12 protein-coding genes are annotated in these 15,861 nt (G+C 50.6%); 10 read left to right on the top strand and 2 right to left on the bottom strand.

Annotated elements, in window-relative coordinates:
- Positions 1-23 precede the first annotated feature (23 nt).
- The gene (glgP, locus tag HYX48_02215; GenBank protein MBI2742714.1) at positions 24-2,615 is read right to left on the bottom strand and encodes a glycogen/starch/alpha-glucan family phosphorylase; all 2,592 of its coding nucleotides are present in this window, start codon (positions 2,613-2,615) and stop codon (positions 24-26) included.
- A 167-nt stretch (positions 2,616-2,782) separates the two neighbouring features.
- On the opposite strand from glgP, the gene sthA reads away from it, so the two are divergent.
- Positions 2,783-4,189, top strand: coding sequence for a Si-specific NAD(P)(+) transhydrogenase (gene sthA / locus HYX48_02220; GenBank protein ID MBI2742715.1), 1,407 nt, complete (start codon positions 2,783-2,785; stop codon positions 4,187-4,189).
- Between the two features lie 140 nt (positions 4,190-4,329).
- Here the strand turns inward: sthA and HYX48_02225 are convergent, their stop codons facing one another.
- Positions 4,330-4,926 (bottom strand): type IV toxin-antitoxin system AbiEi family antitoxin domain-containing protein, encoded by a 597-nt coding sequence (locus HYX48_02225; GenBank protein ID MBI2742716.1) that lies wholly within the window; start codon positions 4,924-4,926, stop codon positions 4,330-4,332.
- Between the two features lie 481 nt (positions 4,927-5,407).
- Here HYX48_02225 and HYX48_02230 point away from each other — a divergent pair, with 481 nt between their 5' ends.
- The 9 genes from HYX48_02230 to HYX48_02270 all read left to right on the top strand — a co-directional run bounded on the left by HYX48_02230 (position 5,408) and on the right by HYX48_02270 (position 15,803).
- Positions 5,408-6,073 carry a hypothetical protein gene (locus HYX48_02230; protein MBI2742717.1) on the top strand — a complete coding sequence of 222 codons (666 nt, stop codon included), beginning with the start codon at positions 5,408-5,410 and terminating at the stop codon, positions 6,071-6,073.
- Between the two features lie 18 nt (positions 6,074-6,091).
- A complete protein-coding gene (locus HYX48_02235) occupies positions 6,092-6,721 on the top strand; it encodes a hypothetical protein (GenBank protein ID MBI2742718.1) in 630 nt (209 codons plus the stop codon).
- 61 nt (positions 6,722-6,782) lie between these two features.
- Positions 6,783-7,829 (top strand): glutamine-hydrolyzing carbamoyl-phosphate synthase small subunit, encoded by a 1,047-nt coding sequence (carA, locus tag HYX48_02240; protein MBI2742719.1) that lies wholly within the window; start codon positions 6,783-6,785, stop codon positions 7,827-7,829.
- Positions 7,826-11,008, top strand: coding sequence for a carbamoyl-phosphate synthase (glutamine-hydrolyzing) large subunit (carB, locus tag HYX48_02245; protein ID MBI2742720.1), 3,183 nt, complete (start codon positions 7,826-7,828; stop codon positions 11,006-11,008). Before carA ends, carB begins: the two co-directional genes overlap by 4 nt.
- Positions 10,998-12,101, top strand: coding sequence for a glycosyltransferase family 9 protein (locus tag HYX48_02250; protein ID MBI2742721.1), 1,104 nt, complete (start codon positions 10,998-11,000; stop codon positions 12,099-12,101). The genes carB and HYX48_02250 overlap by 11 nt, the downstream gene beginning before the upstream one ends.
- On the top strand, positions 12,094-13,026 hold the full coding sequence (gene pyrB / locus HYX48_02255) for an aspartate carbamoyltransferase (protein MBI2742722.1): 933 nt from the start codon (positions 12,094-12,096) through the stop codon (positions 13,024-13,026). The genes HYX48_02250 and pyrB overlap by 8 nt, the downstream gene beginning before the upstream one ends.
- 11 nt (positions 13,027-13,037) lie before the next feature.
- Complete coding sequence (gene pyrI / locus HYX48_02260; GenBank protein ID MBI2742723.1) at positions 13,038-13,499, top strand: aspartate carbamoyltransferase regulatory subunit; 462 nt, start codon at positions 13,038-13,040, stop codon at positions 13,497-13,499.
- Complete coding sequence (gene pyrC / locus HYX48_02265) at positions 13,496-14,713, top strand: dihydroorotase (GenBank protein ID MBI2742724.1); 1,218 nt, start codon at positions 13,496-13,498, stop codon at positions 14,711-14,713. The genes pyrI and pyrC overlap by 4 nt, the downstream gene beginning before the upstream one ends.
- The gene (locus HYX48_02270; GenBank protein MBI2742725.1) at positions 14,700-15,803 is read left to right on the top strand and encodes a tRNA-dihydrouridine synthase; all 1,104 of its coding nucleotides are present in this window, start codon (positions 14,700-14,702) and stop codon (positions 15,801-15,803) included. Before pyrC ends, HYX48_02270 begins: the two co-directional genes overlap by 14 nt.
- Positions 15,804-15,861: the final 58 nt, after the last annotated feature.

The raw sequence follows: 15,861 nt of genomic DNA on the forward strand, positions 1-15,861 counted from the left end.
AAAGATCTCATACAGGAAGTTCTCTATCCAACGGCGCGCTTGCCATTGGGAGGAAAGATGCGGCACTTGTCGTGTTCGCTATAATCTCCGCGCACCTTCTCCAGCTCCTGCGTGTCAATCGGACACTTCTCGAGGCCCCAAACGAGTTTGGCATAATTCGAAATCGACTCATCGGAAGAGAACTTTCCCATCGATGCGATATTGTGGATTGCAAACTCGGCCCAGCTCTCTGGCTTCTCGTAGAGCGCTTCGACCTTTTTTTGCGTCTCGTAATAGGAGGCAAGATCGGCAAGAACGAGGTAGCGGTCTCCAGGATCTGCACCTTGACGCTCGACAAGCGAGTGGTAGATCGAAGAGAGAGCCAGATGTTCAGACTCATTTTCAGCAAACGAGTGGTCGTATAAGGAGTCGACAGCTTGTTTGATCAAAGGGTTGTGCATGTAGATTTCAGCGGGGTTGTAGCTCTTCTTCTCACGAAGCTCCGCATTCTGATTTGCACTCTGTCCAAAGCTGAAAGGCCACCACTTATCTGAGACCTCTGCATGCATCTCTATGTTTGCGCCATCCTCTGTTCCGATCGTAAGCGCCCCATTGATCGCAAGCTTCATGTTGCCCGTTCCAGACGCCTCCATCCCGGCCGTTGAGATCTGCTCCGAAAGATCTGCAGCTGGAATGATAAGCTCAGCACGTGAGACGTTATAATTTTCAATAAAGGCGAGTTTGAGCATATGGCACGTAGCCGGATCCACATTGATCTTTCGCGCCACACAATAGACTAGATGGATAACATTCTTAGCCATCTCATACCCTGGAGCCGCCTTCCCTGCTAAAATTACCATCCGTTTGACTCTGCGTGCAGAAGGGTTAGCTTTCAGCTCGTGATAGACCATAAGCACGTGAAGCACGTTCATGAGCTGGCGCTTATACTCGTGCATTCTCTTCACCTGCACATCGAAAAGAGCATCCTCTTCAAGCACGCTAAAGTGACCTACTGGCATCCCTCTGAAGTCGCGAATCGGATCGCCTTCGATTAGATACTTGATTAAGGCTCTCTTATTCTCTCTTTTAATGGCGAGGAACTCTTTCTGGCTCTCTGCATCATTGGCAAATTTTGAGAGATCTCGAATCAGCGGAAAGTCGCAGATCCACCCTTTTCCAATGCGTTTGCAGATGAATTCCGCAAGTTTCGGGTTGGCGTGCACGAGCCAGCGTCTATGAGTGACTCCATTTGTCACATTGACAAACTTATCGGGGAACATCTCATAGAAATCCCTGAAGATCGTGCTCTTTAATATCTCCGTATGAAGCGCTGCAACGCCATTCACGCGATGCGATCCGTAGATCGCAAGATTTGCCATGCGCACCTGCCCGCCCTCAATGATCGACATGCGACGCACTCTCTCTTCATCTCCTGGAAAGCGCTTTCTTACTGCGTTGCAAAACTCTAGGTTCAGCCTCTCGATAATCTGGTATTGACGCGGGAGAAGGTAGTGGAGACGATTCTGGTTCCACTCCTCAAGTGCCTCTCTAAGAATTGTGTGATTGGTGTAGCTGCAGCAGGACCTTACAGTCTCCCAAGCCTCACCCCATCCAAAATCGTGATCCTTTACAAGTAGGCGCGTGAGCTCTGCGATCACAAGAGCCGGGTGCGTGTCGTTGATCTGAATGCGCACCTTATCCCCGAAGTTCGAGAGATCTGGATTGTGTTTAAGATGGTGCTTGATAATGTCGTGGATCGAAGCGGAGGCGAGTAGAAACTCCTGCTTCAGACGGATCCGTTTTCCAACTTCGTTATTGTCGTTTGGATAGAGCACGTCGGTCAGAATCGAGTTCTCTGCAGCTTGGTCTAATTGTCCGGCATTGAAGCGCTGCAGAAGAAAGTTGCGCGGCGACTCTTTCGTCGTCCAGAGGCGTAGCGTCAGCACCATGAAGTCGGAAGTCTCTTTATATCCGATGATGGGCACATCGTAAGAGAGTGCCCGCACCTCTTCGTAGTCGACGAGGTCGAAGACCTCTACCCCCTTCTTATTGACCGCTGGCACCATCCTGCCCGTGTAGTTAACCGAAACCGCGTGATCATCTCTTCTGAACTCCCACGGATTTTCATGCAGCAGCCAGTTGTCCGGACGCTCCACCTGGACGCCATCCCAGACCTCCTGATCGAAAATTCCATACTGATACCGGAGGCCATAACCCATCGCAGGATACTGCTGGCTGGAGAGAGAGTCGAGTAGGCAAGAGGCGAGACGTCCCAGGCCACCATTACCGAGGCCAGGATCTGGCTCCATAGCCAGCTCCGTCTCCAGCCTCCTGTTCATCTTTTTCATCACCAGCTGCATCAGATCCATCGCATGGATATTCGTGATGTTATTGCCCATGAGACGACCTGGCATGTACTCCATGCAGAGATAGAAGAGAATACGCGCATGCTTGTTTCTGAATGTGTGCGAGGCCGCCGTCCAGTTGATCATGATCTCTTCTCGCAAAGTCAGTGCAAAAGCGCGGTAGAACTCCTCATTATTCGCCTCATCGATCGTCACACCCATCGTCGTAATCAGATAGTGTTTGATCTTGCTCGCCAGCATCTCCGCCTGATAATCCAGATTAGCGTCCATTTTTCCACCTTATTATTTATTAGTTTTATTATTGATTTGCTGAAGAGACATGTCGGCATTCGATAACACTCAACGGGAATCCCATAACAGCAATACTCTCCAAATCTCATTGTGAGGATTAAAAATTTTTATACTAGTTAAAAACGCGGGACGTTATGAGTTGGGGAATGAAAAAGTATGAACTGATTGTCATTGGAACGGGACCTGCGGGTGAAAAGGGAGCTGTTAAAGCTGCTTATTTCGGTCACAAGGTGGCCATCATCGAACGGGAAAATCTCTTCGGTGGAGCGGAGGTGGTTACCGGCACGCTCCCCTCAAAAACACTCAAAGAGACCTCGCTCTACCTCTCCGGGAAGTATGAGAAGGGGCTCTACGGCGTCAGCCGCGATCTAGAACATGAGGCTTCGATCGAAGACTTCATGTTTCGAAAGGATAAGGTCACCCAGTCGGCCAATCAGGAGATCTACGAGAACCTTTTAAGACATGGCGTCCATATCTACTACGGCAGCGCCTCGTTCGAAGATCCTCATACGATACGCGTTGTAGGCGCTCAAGAGGAGCTCATCTGGGGAGAGAAGATCCTCATTGCGACCGGCTCATATCCCTACCATCCTCCCCACATCCCCTTCGACGGCGTCCGCATCCATGACTCGGACACGATTCTCCAGATCAAACGCTTCCCTCGCTCGCTCTGTGTTGTTGGTGCAGGCGTCATCGGATGTGAATATGCGACGATCTTCTCGACAATTGGCACCCATGTCTATCTCGTTAACGACAAGGAGCAGATCCTCCCCTTCATCGACCAGGAGGTCGCAAAAGATCTCGTCGTTCAGATGCAAGAGAATGAGGTAGAGATCCTCTTTAACACCTCGATCGAGTCGATGCAGATGACAGAAAATGAGAGCGATCCGATCGCCGTACGGCTTAAAAACGGCAAAGTACTACACGTCGACATGTTCCTCTTTGCAGCGGGAAGAAGCGGAAACACAAAGGCGCTCGACTGCGAAAAGATCGGCCTGAAGCTCGGCCACCGTGAGACAATCGATGTCGACTCCACCTACCGCACGAATATTCCCCACATCTACGCCGCAGGCGACGTCATCGGCTTTCCCGCACTCGCCAGCACCAGCATGGATCAGGGAAGAGTTGCCGTCGCCCACATGTTCCAGACAGCGGATCTCGATCACCTCCCCACCTTCTTCCCCTACGGGATCTACACAATCCCCGAAGTCTCGATGGTCGGAATCACCGAAGAGGAGGCGCGCGCTCAGCAGCTCTCCTACTGCGTAGGCAAAGCGCGCTATTCGGATATGGCGCGCGGCAAGATCATGGGAGCCAAAGCCGGCTTCCTTAAACTCATCTTCAATCGGGAAGACCTCGTCATCCGCGGCGTCCACATCATCGGCCACATCGCAACCGAGCTGATCCACTACGGCCTCAACCTCGTCGAAGAACAAAAAACTCTCTATGATGTCATCGGCCACGTCTTCAACTTCCCCACCCTCCATGACCTCTACAAGTACGCCGCCTACGACGGCCTCAGCAACCTCTCCGGCCACAAGGTCAAACCCTAACCCACCGAAGATTAACGCAAAGACGCCAAGCCGCAGTAGAGACACGGGAAAAATCGAAAATTTTTCAGAACCTTTGCGTCTTCGCAGCTTGGCGTCTTTGCGTTAATCTTCCTAACTGGATAATAACGCATGTTCGTTGATCATACAGTTACACTCATAAGATATGGGGCGATGTTAAATCGAAGTTTTTTAGCATACTTCTGAAGTTTCATGAGATCAATTCGATTTTTACCACCTATAGCTATTGCAGCTTTAAGCGCCTTAATTGCAGTCTCCCGACTAAGCAGGCGAAAGGCATCAATGATCGTTCGTTCACGGTCAAATATAGATATATTCGTTCCTTCAAGCTCTATTGCTGTTCTTCCGAGTTCCATATCGCGATAACGAAGAATCTTTACGCCTCTTGTAGTTTTAACAGATGTGCCGTGACGAACAGCAATCCAATGTTGGCGAGGAATTTCTTCAGTTAGATCATAGATCGCTAGCGCAGAAATGAGACAAACAACTCCCTCTTTAACTGAGTAGACGGCTTCGACAAGATCTTCCCATCGGAAAGCAGAAGGATTATGATAGTCCACTCTTTGGTATACCCCTCTTCGCACTCTTTTTATGCGGCCAGTTTTGACATAGTAATCAAGAACAGCGGGATGTACCCCTATATCTCTAGCTTCCTTAGAAGTGAAATAAGGTTTCCCGAGAAGCGAGGCCAGTGTAAGCAGAGCAGCGGCGGATCTCATGTTTTTTGCCTTTATTTATAACTTAACAAAAACACCCAATATTGTCATCTGGGCGTTTTTGTTAAGTTATTAACCGATCATAACAATCTTAAACACAGGTAAATACATCGTATTCATACATAAAAGTTATGCAAACTATAACATTTGTGCTGAGCAGGGAGCGACTTGAAAACAGAGCAGAAGGACGATGAAAAGAAGCCGTAAGAGGTTTGTTTCACCGCTCCCGCGGTTCTGGCATGTTTTGGGGTAGGGTCTCCATCCCCATGTTCCGCTTTTAGCTTCACAAGGGGCTAACACCTGACATCGCTTCCGCGATTAAGAAAACCTTCTTCTCGCCCCTCTTATCAAGTAAAATCTTTTTAGTTAGCGCGTCGCTAGCAATCAAGAGATTAATAATTAATAAAAATACTTATAATTCTTTGCGTAAACACAGAGTTAATTGTATATTCGTTCTTTTGAAAAACAAGAAAGGAGTCAATTTATGACATCAACAGCTGTTGTTGCGGAAGCACCAAAAACTATTACGCCTTTTTACCAGCACCACGAGTCGGGGTTATTTGATCTTTGCCGAGTGAAAAACGGAGCTGTCTTTGCAATTTTTTGCAAAGCGATGACTTTTGCCGATATCCAATTCACACCAAAATTTGAAGGAGTCCCTGTCAACTGCATCTTTCTTGCCCCAATGAAAACCACTACGGGCAGCATCAGTCTTGAGGGGCGCACTCTCCTATTCTTTGATAAGATCACTACTGGGAAAGACCTTACACTCTCTGGCGAACCTTTTGTTTTTATTGATAAGGCTCACAGACAGATAGATGTTCCAGGACTTTGGAAACCGATTGGAGCTCTCCATTCTTTCGGCGTGTCACCCGCACAGCACACAAAAATGGTCTTGGCCTTTTTAAAAGCAGCTCAAGAAAAGAGTACAGACCAGGTGGAAGCAGCACTCCATCTATTTCTGGAATCACACCAGTTGGCTATAGGCGAAAGTCTTGCACCCGTACATAAAGCATGGGGAATCGAAGATCACACATCTTACAAAGCTCTAGAGGCTCCGGCTATAGCGGCTTCTGCGGGAGCAGCGGCGGAGAGTAAGGGCGATGCAAAAGCTCAGGAGAAGAAAGAAGAAAACCCGAAGAAAGCTTAAAAACAAGGAAGCAAATTCATGGCAACGACCGCTCTAGTTTCTAAAGGATCCTCGGAAGTCTTCACACCTTTTTATCAGTCAGATGTGGAAGAAAATTTGGATATATGTCGGTTAAAGAGCGGTCATGTTTTTGCTATTGTGAAAAAAGCTGCTAGCGATCTTGAAACAATCCATTTCCCCAAAATGCGCCTGGGCGAAATACCCATGCACTACATCTTTCTAGCGCCCCTTCAAGCCAAGGGCGATATCCTTGTTGAAGGAGGCTCAGCTCTATTTTTGGATCGAATCACTACAGGGGGAAACATCACTGTCAATGCTGAAAACGCTGTACTGGTTATTGCTCCTGTAAAAGGCAACAAGATGAAGATCGATTGTAAGACTCTAATTTTTGAAGCTCCTCCTCTTGCTATAGATCTTCTTTTAAAGATTCAAAACGCCTTTCTAGAAGCAGTTTCTTCTAGAAATCTAGAAAAAATTGAACAAGCTCTATTACTAACTTTCGCATCCGTAAGTTCAAAAAAAGAAGAGTCTCTCCAACTCTCGAGCACTCTTCTAAGTCGCCACGCAGTAGCCGCTCCGGCAGCGGCGGAGAGCAAGGGCGACTCAAAGACTGAGGAGAAGAAAGATGAGAGCCCGAAGAAGGCATAAGAGGCTGTCCATAAACATCCTCTAGCGCAGTAATCGGCGCTTCTGCTATTTTCCCTACTTGATGATTCCGTCAAGGCTTGTACTTCAAGAGGGAGAAGTGTTCGAGGGCCTGGCTCCAGCCTGGCAGGATGGCACTTTTTTTGGAGAAGTCGTTTTTTCTACGGGGATGATGGGCTACGTCGAGTCGCTCACAGACCCCTCTTTCGCAGGTCAGATTCTCACCTTCACCTTTCCTCTCATTGGCAACTATGGCGTTCCCGACCGCGCACTCTGGGAGTCGAGCAAGATCCACGCCCATGGCGTGATCATCAGCGAGCTATCTTCGTCATACCACCACCACACAGCAGTTTGCTCATTTCAAGAGTGGCTTCAGGCGCAAAAGGTGCCCCTTCTTACGGGCGTCGATACGCGCGCGCTGACTAAACTCCTGCGCGAGAGGGGTGTTACGCTTGGCGCGATCACAAGCGAGAAGAAGCTGCCTAAAAAATTTTTAGATCCAAATAAGACCCACCTTGTGAAAGAGGTGAGCATCGATGAGCCGCGCGAATATGGGCACGGCAGAAAGAAGATCATCGCCGTCGACTGCGGGATGAAAGAGAATATCATCCGCTGCCTGCAGGAGTTCCCCTGGAAGATCAAGAGAGTGCCTTTTGACTACGACTACTCGCAAGAGGAGTTCGATGGAGTCTTCATCTCAAACGGTCCTGGTGATCCCGCTGTTTGCAAAGAGACGATTGCGATCTTGAAGAAGGCGATGCTGAAGAAGAAGCCGATCTTCGGCATCTGTCTGGGCTCGCAGCTGATGGGGCTTGCGATCGGCGCGCGCACCTACAAGCTGCCCTACGGACACAGAGGACACAACCAGCCCTGCATTCACGTTCCCGACAGCCGCTGTTATTTAACTTCGCAGAACCACGGGTATGCGGTGAGCGAGAAGAGCCTCCCGAAAGGATGGAAGGTCTCCTTCCGCAATCTGAATGATGGCACCATTGAGGGAATCGAGCACACAAGCCTCCCCTTCTTCTCTGTGCAGTTTCATCCGGAGGCCTCCCCTGGTCCTGTCGATTCGCGCTGGCTTTTTGAAAAATTTTATAATTTAGTAAAATGAAGAAGACACCACTCAAAAAAGTTCTCCTTCTGGGCTCTGGAGGTCTGCGCATCGGGCAGGCTGGAGAGTTCGACTACTCGGGATCTCAAGCGATTAAGGCGCTTAAAGAGGAGAAGATCTCCTGCGTGCTCGTGAATCCCAACATCGCCACTGTGCAGACAGATGCGATGATGGCAGACGAGGTCTATCTTCAGCCGCTATCTGTGCCTGTTGTCACGCGCATCATCGAAAAGGAGAAGCCCGACGGGGTGCTTCTCGGATTTGGCGGACAGACAGCTCTCAATCTCGGCCTTAAGCTGGAAGAGCTGGGTGTCTTTAAAAAGCATGGCGTGCGCGTTCTGGGAACGTCGGTAAACTCGATCCGCATGACAGAGGATCGCGAGCTTTTCAAAGAGAGCTTGGAAAAGATCGGCATCAAGTCGCCAAAGAGCTACGCAGCCTCAACGATCGAGCAGGCTGTGCGCGCAGCGAGAGAGATCGGCTACCCTGTGATGATGCGCGCCGGCTTCTCCCTTGGCGGCCTCGGCTCAGGAAGAATTTCAGATGAGGCAGAACTTAAATACCGCGCAAAAGAGGCGCTCAGCGGCGCTCCTCAGATTCTCATCGAAGAGTATCTCACGGGCTGGAAGGAGCTCGAGTATGAGATCGTCCGCGACGCCTACGACAACGCGGTGACGATCTGCAACATGGAGAACATCGATCCGATGGGAATCCATACCGGAGAGAGCATCGTGGTCGCTCCCTCGCAGACGCTCACCAATCAGGAGTACCACTCTCTTCGCGAGATCGCAATCCGCGCCGCGCGCAACTTTAATATCGTGGGCGAGTGCAACATTCAGTACGCACTCAATCCGGCAAATGGCGACTACCGCGTGATCGAGATGAATGCGCGCCTGTCGCGCTCTTCTGCTCTCGCCTCAAAAGCAACGGGCTACCCTCTCGCCTTTGTCGCAGCTAAACTGGCTCTCGGCTTCCGTCTTTCCGACATTAAAAATACGATTACAAAAAAGACGTGCGCCTTCTTCGAGCCCGCTCTCGACTATATCGTCGTGAAGGTGCCTAGATGGGATACGCACAAGCTGAGATCTGCAGAGAGAACGATCGGCAGCGAGATGAAGAGCGTGGGCGAGGTGATGGCAATCGGCAGATCCTTCCCTGAGGCGATTCAGAAAGCGGTACGCATGCTCAACATCGGCGCCTCTTCGATCTCCGACTATCCGCACCCGATCGAAGATGCAAAGAAAGAGATCTCCCAAGCAACCGACAGGCGCCTCTTCGCTCTCTACAAATTTTTCAGAGAGGGCGGAAGCGTTGATGAAGCGGCGCGCCTCTCCCATATCGACCGCTGGTTCCTCCATCAGATCCATGCGCTAAGCCTCTGTGAGAAGAAGATCGAGAAGCAGCCTCTATCAAAAGAGCTGCTGCTAGAAGCCAAAAAGTCGGGATTCTCCGACCGCACGATCGCAAAGCTTAAGAAGCTGCCTGAAGAGAGCGTCCGCAAGCAGCGCATAAAGATGGGCGTCATCCCCTTCATCAAGCAGATCGACACCCTCGCAGGAGAGTTTAAAGCAGAAACCAACTACCTCTATCTCACCTACCATGCACAGCTGCACGATATCGCCCCCTCTACTAAACGCCCCGTTGTGGTTCTAGGTTCCGGCCCCTACTCGATCGGCTCTTCGGTGGAGTTCGACTGGTGCGCAGTGAACACAGCGCGCGCCTTGAGAAAGTTGAAAGAGCAGACGATCATCATCAACTCCAACCCTGAAACGGTCTCCACAGATTACGACGAGTCTGATCGCCTCTATTTCGAGGAGCTCTCGCTCGAACGGGTAAGAGATATCGCCGATTTTGAGAGGCCCAAAGGAGTCATCGTTTCGGTAGGTGGTCAGATCGCAAACAATCTGGCGATGCCGCTTCACGAGGCTGGCTACCCTCTTCTGGGAACCTCCGCCACCTCGATCGATATCGCAGAGAATCGGCAGAAGTTCTCAGCCCTCTTGCAGAAGCTAAAAATAGATCAGCCCCACTGGGAGAAGGTCACCTCGCTCGACAATGCGAAGAAGTTCGCTGAGAAGGTGGGCTACCCGCTTCTCATCCGCCCCTCCTACGTCCTCTCTGGCTCTGCGATGAACGTGGTTGCAACAGAGCAGGAGCTAACCCACTACCTAAAAGAGGCGCTCCGCATCTCTCCAGACCACCCCGTCGTGATCTCGCAGTTTATCACCGATGCGAAAGAGCTTGAGGTAGATGGCATTGCACAAAACGGGGAGATCGTGATCGAGGCGATGACCGAACACATCGAAAATGCAGGTGTCCATTCGGGGGATGCAACGGTGGTTCTTCCTCCCCAGCGCCTCTATCTCGAGACGATTCGTAGAGCGAAGAAGATCACGCAAGAGATCGTAAAAAACCTTGCGATCACAGGCCCCTTCAACATGCAGTTCATCGCCAAAAATAATGCGCTCCAAGTGATCGAGTGCAATGTGCGCGCATCGCGCTCATTCCCCTTCGTCTCAAAAGTTACCGACAACAATTTCATCGAGATCTCGACGCAAGTCATGATGAAGAAGCACAAGCCAAAGCACTATGAGACGCTCGAGCTCTCCTACGTTGGCGTGAAGGCTCCACAATTCTCCTACCAGAGGCTAAAAGGTGCAGACCCGGTCGCGCACGTGGAGATGGCCTCTACCGGGGAGGTCGCATGCCTGGGAGGAGATCTCCTCGAGGCCTTCTTCAGCTCCTGGCTTGCAACAGATCAGAAGACTCCGAAGAAGCGGCTACTCGTCAGCATCGGCGGAGATAAGAAGGTGAAGCTACTCGATCAGCTCAGAATACTAGAGGAGAAGGGGTGGGAGCTCTATGCGACGGAGGGAACCCACGACTACCTCTCGAAACATGGCATCGCCTCGATCTGCCTTTATAAAGCGAGTGAGAGAATCGAACCGAATGTGATGACACTGATTGCAGGAAGGGAGATCGACCTGATCATCAACATCCCTCGCACGACAGGGACCAACCATCGCACCGATGGGTATAAGATCCGCAGGCTCTCCATCGACCATCATCTCCCTCTGATTACCAACCTGCAGATCGCACAGATCTTCCTCCAGTGCTTGGGAGAGTTAAACCCTGAAAAAATCCCCGTGAGATCCTGGAGAGAGTACCTTGAGTTGTAAGACAGGCTTTAAGAACTCTGTGATTAAAGCTCTCTCCTCCTGTTTCAAGGGGAAGAAGAGAGCTCCTGCGGATGAGCGCCGCTTTCTTGTCGTGAGCACGACGGGTCTCGGAGACACTCTCTGGGGAGTTCCCGCCATCCGTGCGCTGCGTCAGAACTTTCCTGGCGCCTACATCGCAGTGCTCACAAGTCCTGTCGGAGGCGAGCTTCTCAAAAACAACCGGATGATCAACGAGCTCTTCGTGCTGAAAAAGCCGCACCTCTTCTCGATCCTCTCCCACTTTTTCCAGCTGCGAAAGCGCAAGATCGAGACGATCCTACTCTTTCACGCCTCTCAGCGCATCGTCTTCCCCTTCTGTGCTTTTTTAAATCCGCACGAGCTAATTGGAACCCGCGGAATTAACAAGGGGCTCGATATCCTATTCTCTAAAACGCTTGAAAATATACCTATCCACGAAGTTGAACGGCGCCTAAAAATCGTGAAGGAGACTGGAGCTGAGATCCTGGATCCCTCTCTGGAGTTCACACTCTCACCCGAGGATGAGAAGCGCGCCGAACGTTTTTTAAAAGAGAAGCAGATCTCTCCCATACTGCCACTGGTCGGTATTCACCCCGGCTCAAAAGATGAGTTTAAGAGGTGGCCCGAAGAGCACTTCATCGAAGTGGGAAATCGGCTCGTGAACCATCTTGGCTGCCAAGTTGTTGTCACGGGAAACAGATCTGAAAAAGAGCTAGTTGAGCGTATCGCCTCTAAAATCCGAGGCGCCGTCGCTATGACAGGTGAGCTCGGTTTGGGTCCGCTGGCAGCTCTCATCGGAAGGTTCTCTCTGATGCTCAGCAACGACACTGGCCCCATGCATATCGCGTTTGCGATGAAGACGCCAACTGTTGCGCTCTTTGCTCCTACAGATCCAAAACTCTGCGGCCCCTACTACGCTCCGAGAAGCGTTCCTATCTACAAAAAGCGCACCTGCACCCCGTGTCTGCGCAAAAAGTGCGCCGCCCCTTTTTGCCTCTTGCAAATCTCTCCGCAGGAAGTTTACGATGCGGCACTCACTCTCTTTTATCAGGCAGGAGCCGAAAAGCATGTCTAAAAAGAAAAGCACTCAAACTCTTGAGAATCGCAGTCTGATCTCCATTGCCGATCTCTCCAAAGAGGAGATTGAAAAGCTGCTTAAATCGGCTGCGCAGTTCAAGAAGAGTCCTCCCAAAAATCTGCTTCAAGGCCAGATTCTCGCAAGCTGCTTTTTCGAGCCTTCAACACGCACGCGCCTCTCATTTGAAGCTGCGATGCTAAAACTCGGTGGCCAGGTAATCGGCTTCTCCGATGCCAGTTCGACATCGATGAAAAAAGGCGAATCTCTAAGCGATTCGATGAAGATCATCGGAGGGCTCTCCGACCTAATCGTGATTCGCCATCCGATGGAGGGAGCAGCTCGCCTTGCAAGCCAATCGACAACAAAGCCCGTCATCAATGCGGGCGATGGCGCAAACCAGCACCCCACCCAGACGCTGCTCGACCTCTTCTCGATCAAAGAGTGCCAAGGAAGACTGGAAGGGTTAAATGTCGCCATCGTGGGCGATCTAAAATATGGCAGGACGGTCCACTCTCTCGCTTACGCGGCAGCGCTCTTCGACATGCGCCTCTACTTCGTCTCACCGGAAGAGCTTACGCTTCCTGAAACAGTCTTGCAGCAACTGAGAAAGATGCGAGGAAAGTTCTCCTTCCACCACACGATCGAAGAGGTCATAGGAAAGGTAGACATTCTCTACATGACAAGGCTTCAGAAAGAGCGGTTTGACGAATCGGTCTACGAGAAGGTGAAAGAGAGCTACATTCTGAAAGAGGCTCTTCTTAAAAAGGCGCAGAAGCATCTAAAGGTGCTGCATCCTCTTCCACGCGTGAACGAGATCGAAATCTCAATCGATAAAACTCCATACGCCTACTACTTTCAGCAAGCGGAAAATGGGCTCTTTGTACGCCAAGCTCTTTTAGCTCACATCCTGGGCAAGAAATAGGGGATAGCTTCATGGAAAAAAAAGTCTCTGTATCAGCAATTCGCGATGGCACAGTGATCGACCACATCACTCAGGGATCTGCACTCATCATCATCCGCCTGCTTAAACTACCGCGCGATCAGAATCGCGTGACTGTAGGGTTGAACCTCTCTTCTCGATCCATGGGATTTAAGGATCTAATCAAGATAGAGAACTGCTTTCTGACAGAGAAAGAAGCCAATGACATCGCCGTCTTTGCACCTGAGGCGACACTCAGCATCATCCGCGATTATAAAGTTCAGCAGAAGATGAAAGCGCGCCTACCAGACGTTCTCGAAAACATTCTCGTCTGTGCAAACCCCTGCTGCATCACGCGCAAAGAGCCCGTAAACACTCTTTTCTATGTTGAAGAATTCAAACAGAAGATCTTCCTGCGCTGCGGCTTCTGTGAAAAACTTTTTGAACGCAGTGAAATTCGGGATTACAAGACGTGATTGAGATTAAAAATGCACGCACGATAGACGGTAAAACTATCGACAAGCAGATCCCCTCCTCTGAACATCGAGTCATCGATGCCAGCGGGCTCACTCTTTTTCCAGGACTTATCGATCCACATGTACACTTCCGCACCCCAGGCCTCGAACACAAAGAGAACTGGATGAGCGGAGCAAGAGCTGCGATCCGCGGCGGCATCACCACCGTGTTCGATATGCCCAATACGCAGCCTCCTACAACGACAAGAGAGCGTCTGCTCGAAAAAAAACAGCTGATCGACAAGCAGCTTCAAGAGGTCGATATCCCCCTGCGCTATCAACTCTATTTTGGCGCGGATAAGAACCATTTTGATGAGATCCACAAGTGCAAGCCCGATATCGTCGCAATTAAAGTTTTCATGGGCTCATCAACTGGAGAGCTGCTTATGGATGACGATAGCAGCCTGCATGCGATATTCAGTCTCGCAAAAAGCCTCGATCTCATGGTTGCAGTCCACGCTGAAGATGAGGCGCTCATCCACCAGCGGAAAGAGCTCTTTGTTGGGCAGACTGCACCCGAGACGCACTCAAAGCTCCGAAGCCGAGATGTGGCAATCAGAGCCACCCAGCACGCAATCGCCCTCGCTCAGCTCTACCACACACGCCTCTACATCCTTCACGTGAGCACAAAGGAGGAGGTCGAGCTGATTGCTCAAGCAAAGAAAGAGAAGGTAAACGTCTTTGCAGAGACGACACCTCACCACCTCTTCCTCACAGAAGAGAGCTACAAGAAGTTTGGCACTAAAGTTCAGATGAATCCTCCAATTCGCACGCAAGAGGATTGTGAAGGCCTCTGGAGAGGGATTCTGCAGGGAGCAATCGACACCATCGGCTCCGATCACGCCCCTCATACTTTAGAAGAGAAGAGCAAGCCTTATGGCCTGGCACCTTCTGGCATTCCCGGTATCGAGACGACCCTGCCCCTTCTCTTAGATGCTCACCACAAGGGGCGTCTTTCGCTTCCTCAGATCGTCCGCCTCATGCGGGAGCGCATCCTCGAGATCTTCCGCCTCCCCTCGAATGACGATTTTGTTCTTGTCGATCTCGCCAAAGTAAAAACAGTTAAAGATGAAGAGCTCAAAACAAGAGCGGGCTGGTCTCCCTATGCTGGATGGGAGCTAAAGGGGTGGCCAGTATATACGATAGTCAAAGGGAGGGTTTATGAGTCGGGATAGTTTGCCTAACTGGTATCCAGAGAATCCTCCAATTTATGACATCCACAAGACCTATTTAGATAACGCACTCCATGGCCCTTTTTTTAAAGGCGAGCCACCAGCTCGCATCTTCCCTCCTAAAAGCGAGTGGATCGATTTTCTAGACGTAAAAATCGCCTCTCGTCTTGGAGTGCCTGCAGGACCTCTACTCACTGCAAACTGGATTAAACTCGCAGCGAATCTCGGCTTTGATGTCGTCACCTATAAAACGATCCGCAGCAGACAGCATCCCGCGCATCCCCTTCCAAATATGATCTATGTCGATACACATGGAAGCACGAATGTAGAGGGAGAAGAGGAGAAGCGCGCCGCCCAGACAGCTCTGCTTCCCTCCGATATCGAGCAGCTTGCCGTTACAAACTCCTTTGGCATGCCATCGATGGCTCCCGACTTTTTAATGCAGGATATCGCCCGCGCAAATAGCTATTTAAAAGCTGGCCAGGTGATGATCGTCTCTGTTGTGGGAACTCCGCGCCCAAATGAAGATTTCCGAGATGATTTCGTTCAAGCTGCCCGTTTTGCAAAAGAGGCGGGCGCTAAAATCATCGAAGCGAACTTCTCCTGTCCTAATGTCGAGAAGAGCGAAGGTTGCCTCTACATGTCTCCACAGACTGTTCTGGATATTGCAAGCGCTCTAGTTAAGGCGATTCATCCCACCCCTCTGATTCTGAAGATGGGAGTCTTTTCAAACGAAAAGCAGATGCGAGATGTCCTTATCGCCTCTGCAAAAGCAGGCGTGCGCGCTGTTGAAGGGATTAATAGTGTGAGTATGCGTGTCGTTAATGAGAAAAAAGAGCCAGCTCTGGGGCAGAGCAGGCTCACGTCAGGGATATGCGGAGGGCCCATCAGACAGGCGGCGCTCCACTTCATCAGGCAAGCGGCCCAGATTAATAAAAAAGAAAAATTAGGGCTTACCCTCATCGGCTGCGGAGGAATCACTGCTCCAGCACATTTCGATCACTTCCTAGAAGCAGGAGCTGAAGTTGCCATGAGCGCAACCGGCATGATGTGGGACCCCTATCTCGCCCTCAAATACCACCAATCCAGATAAGAAAGAGAAGGGAAAAGATCGGGCACCGGCACGGGCACGCACACGTTCACGAAAGAAA

The organism is Chlamydiales bacterium, assembly GCA_016185065.1.
Taxonomy (GTDB): Bacteria; Chlamydiota; Chlamydiia; order Chlamydiales; family Rhabdochlamydiaceae.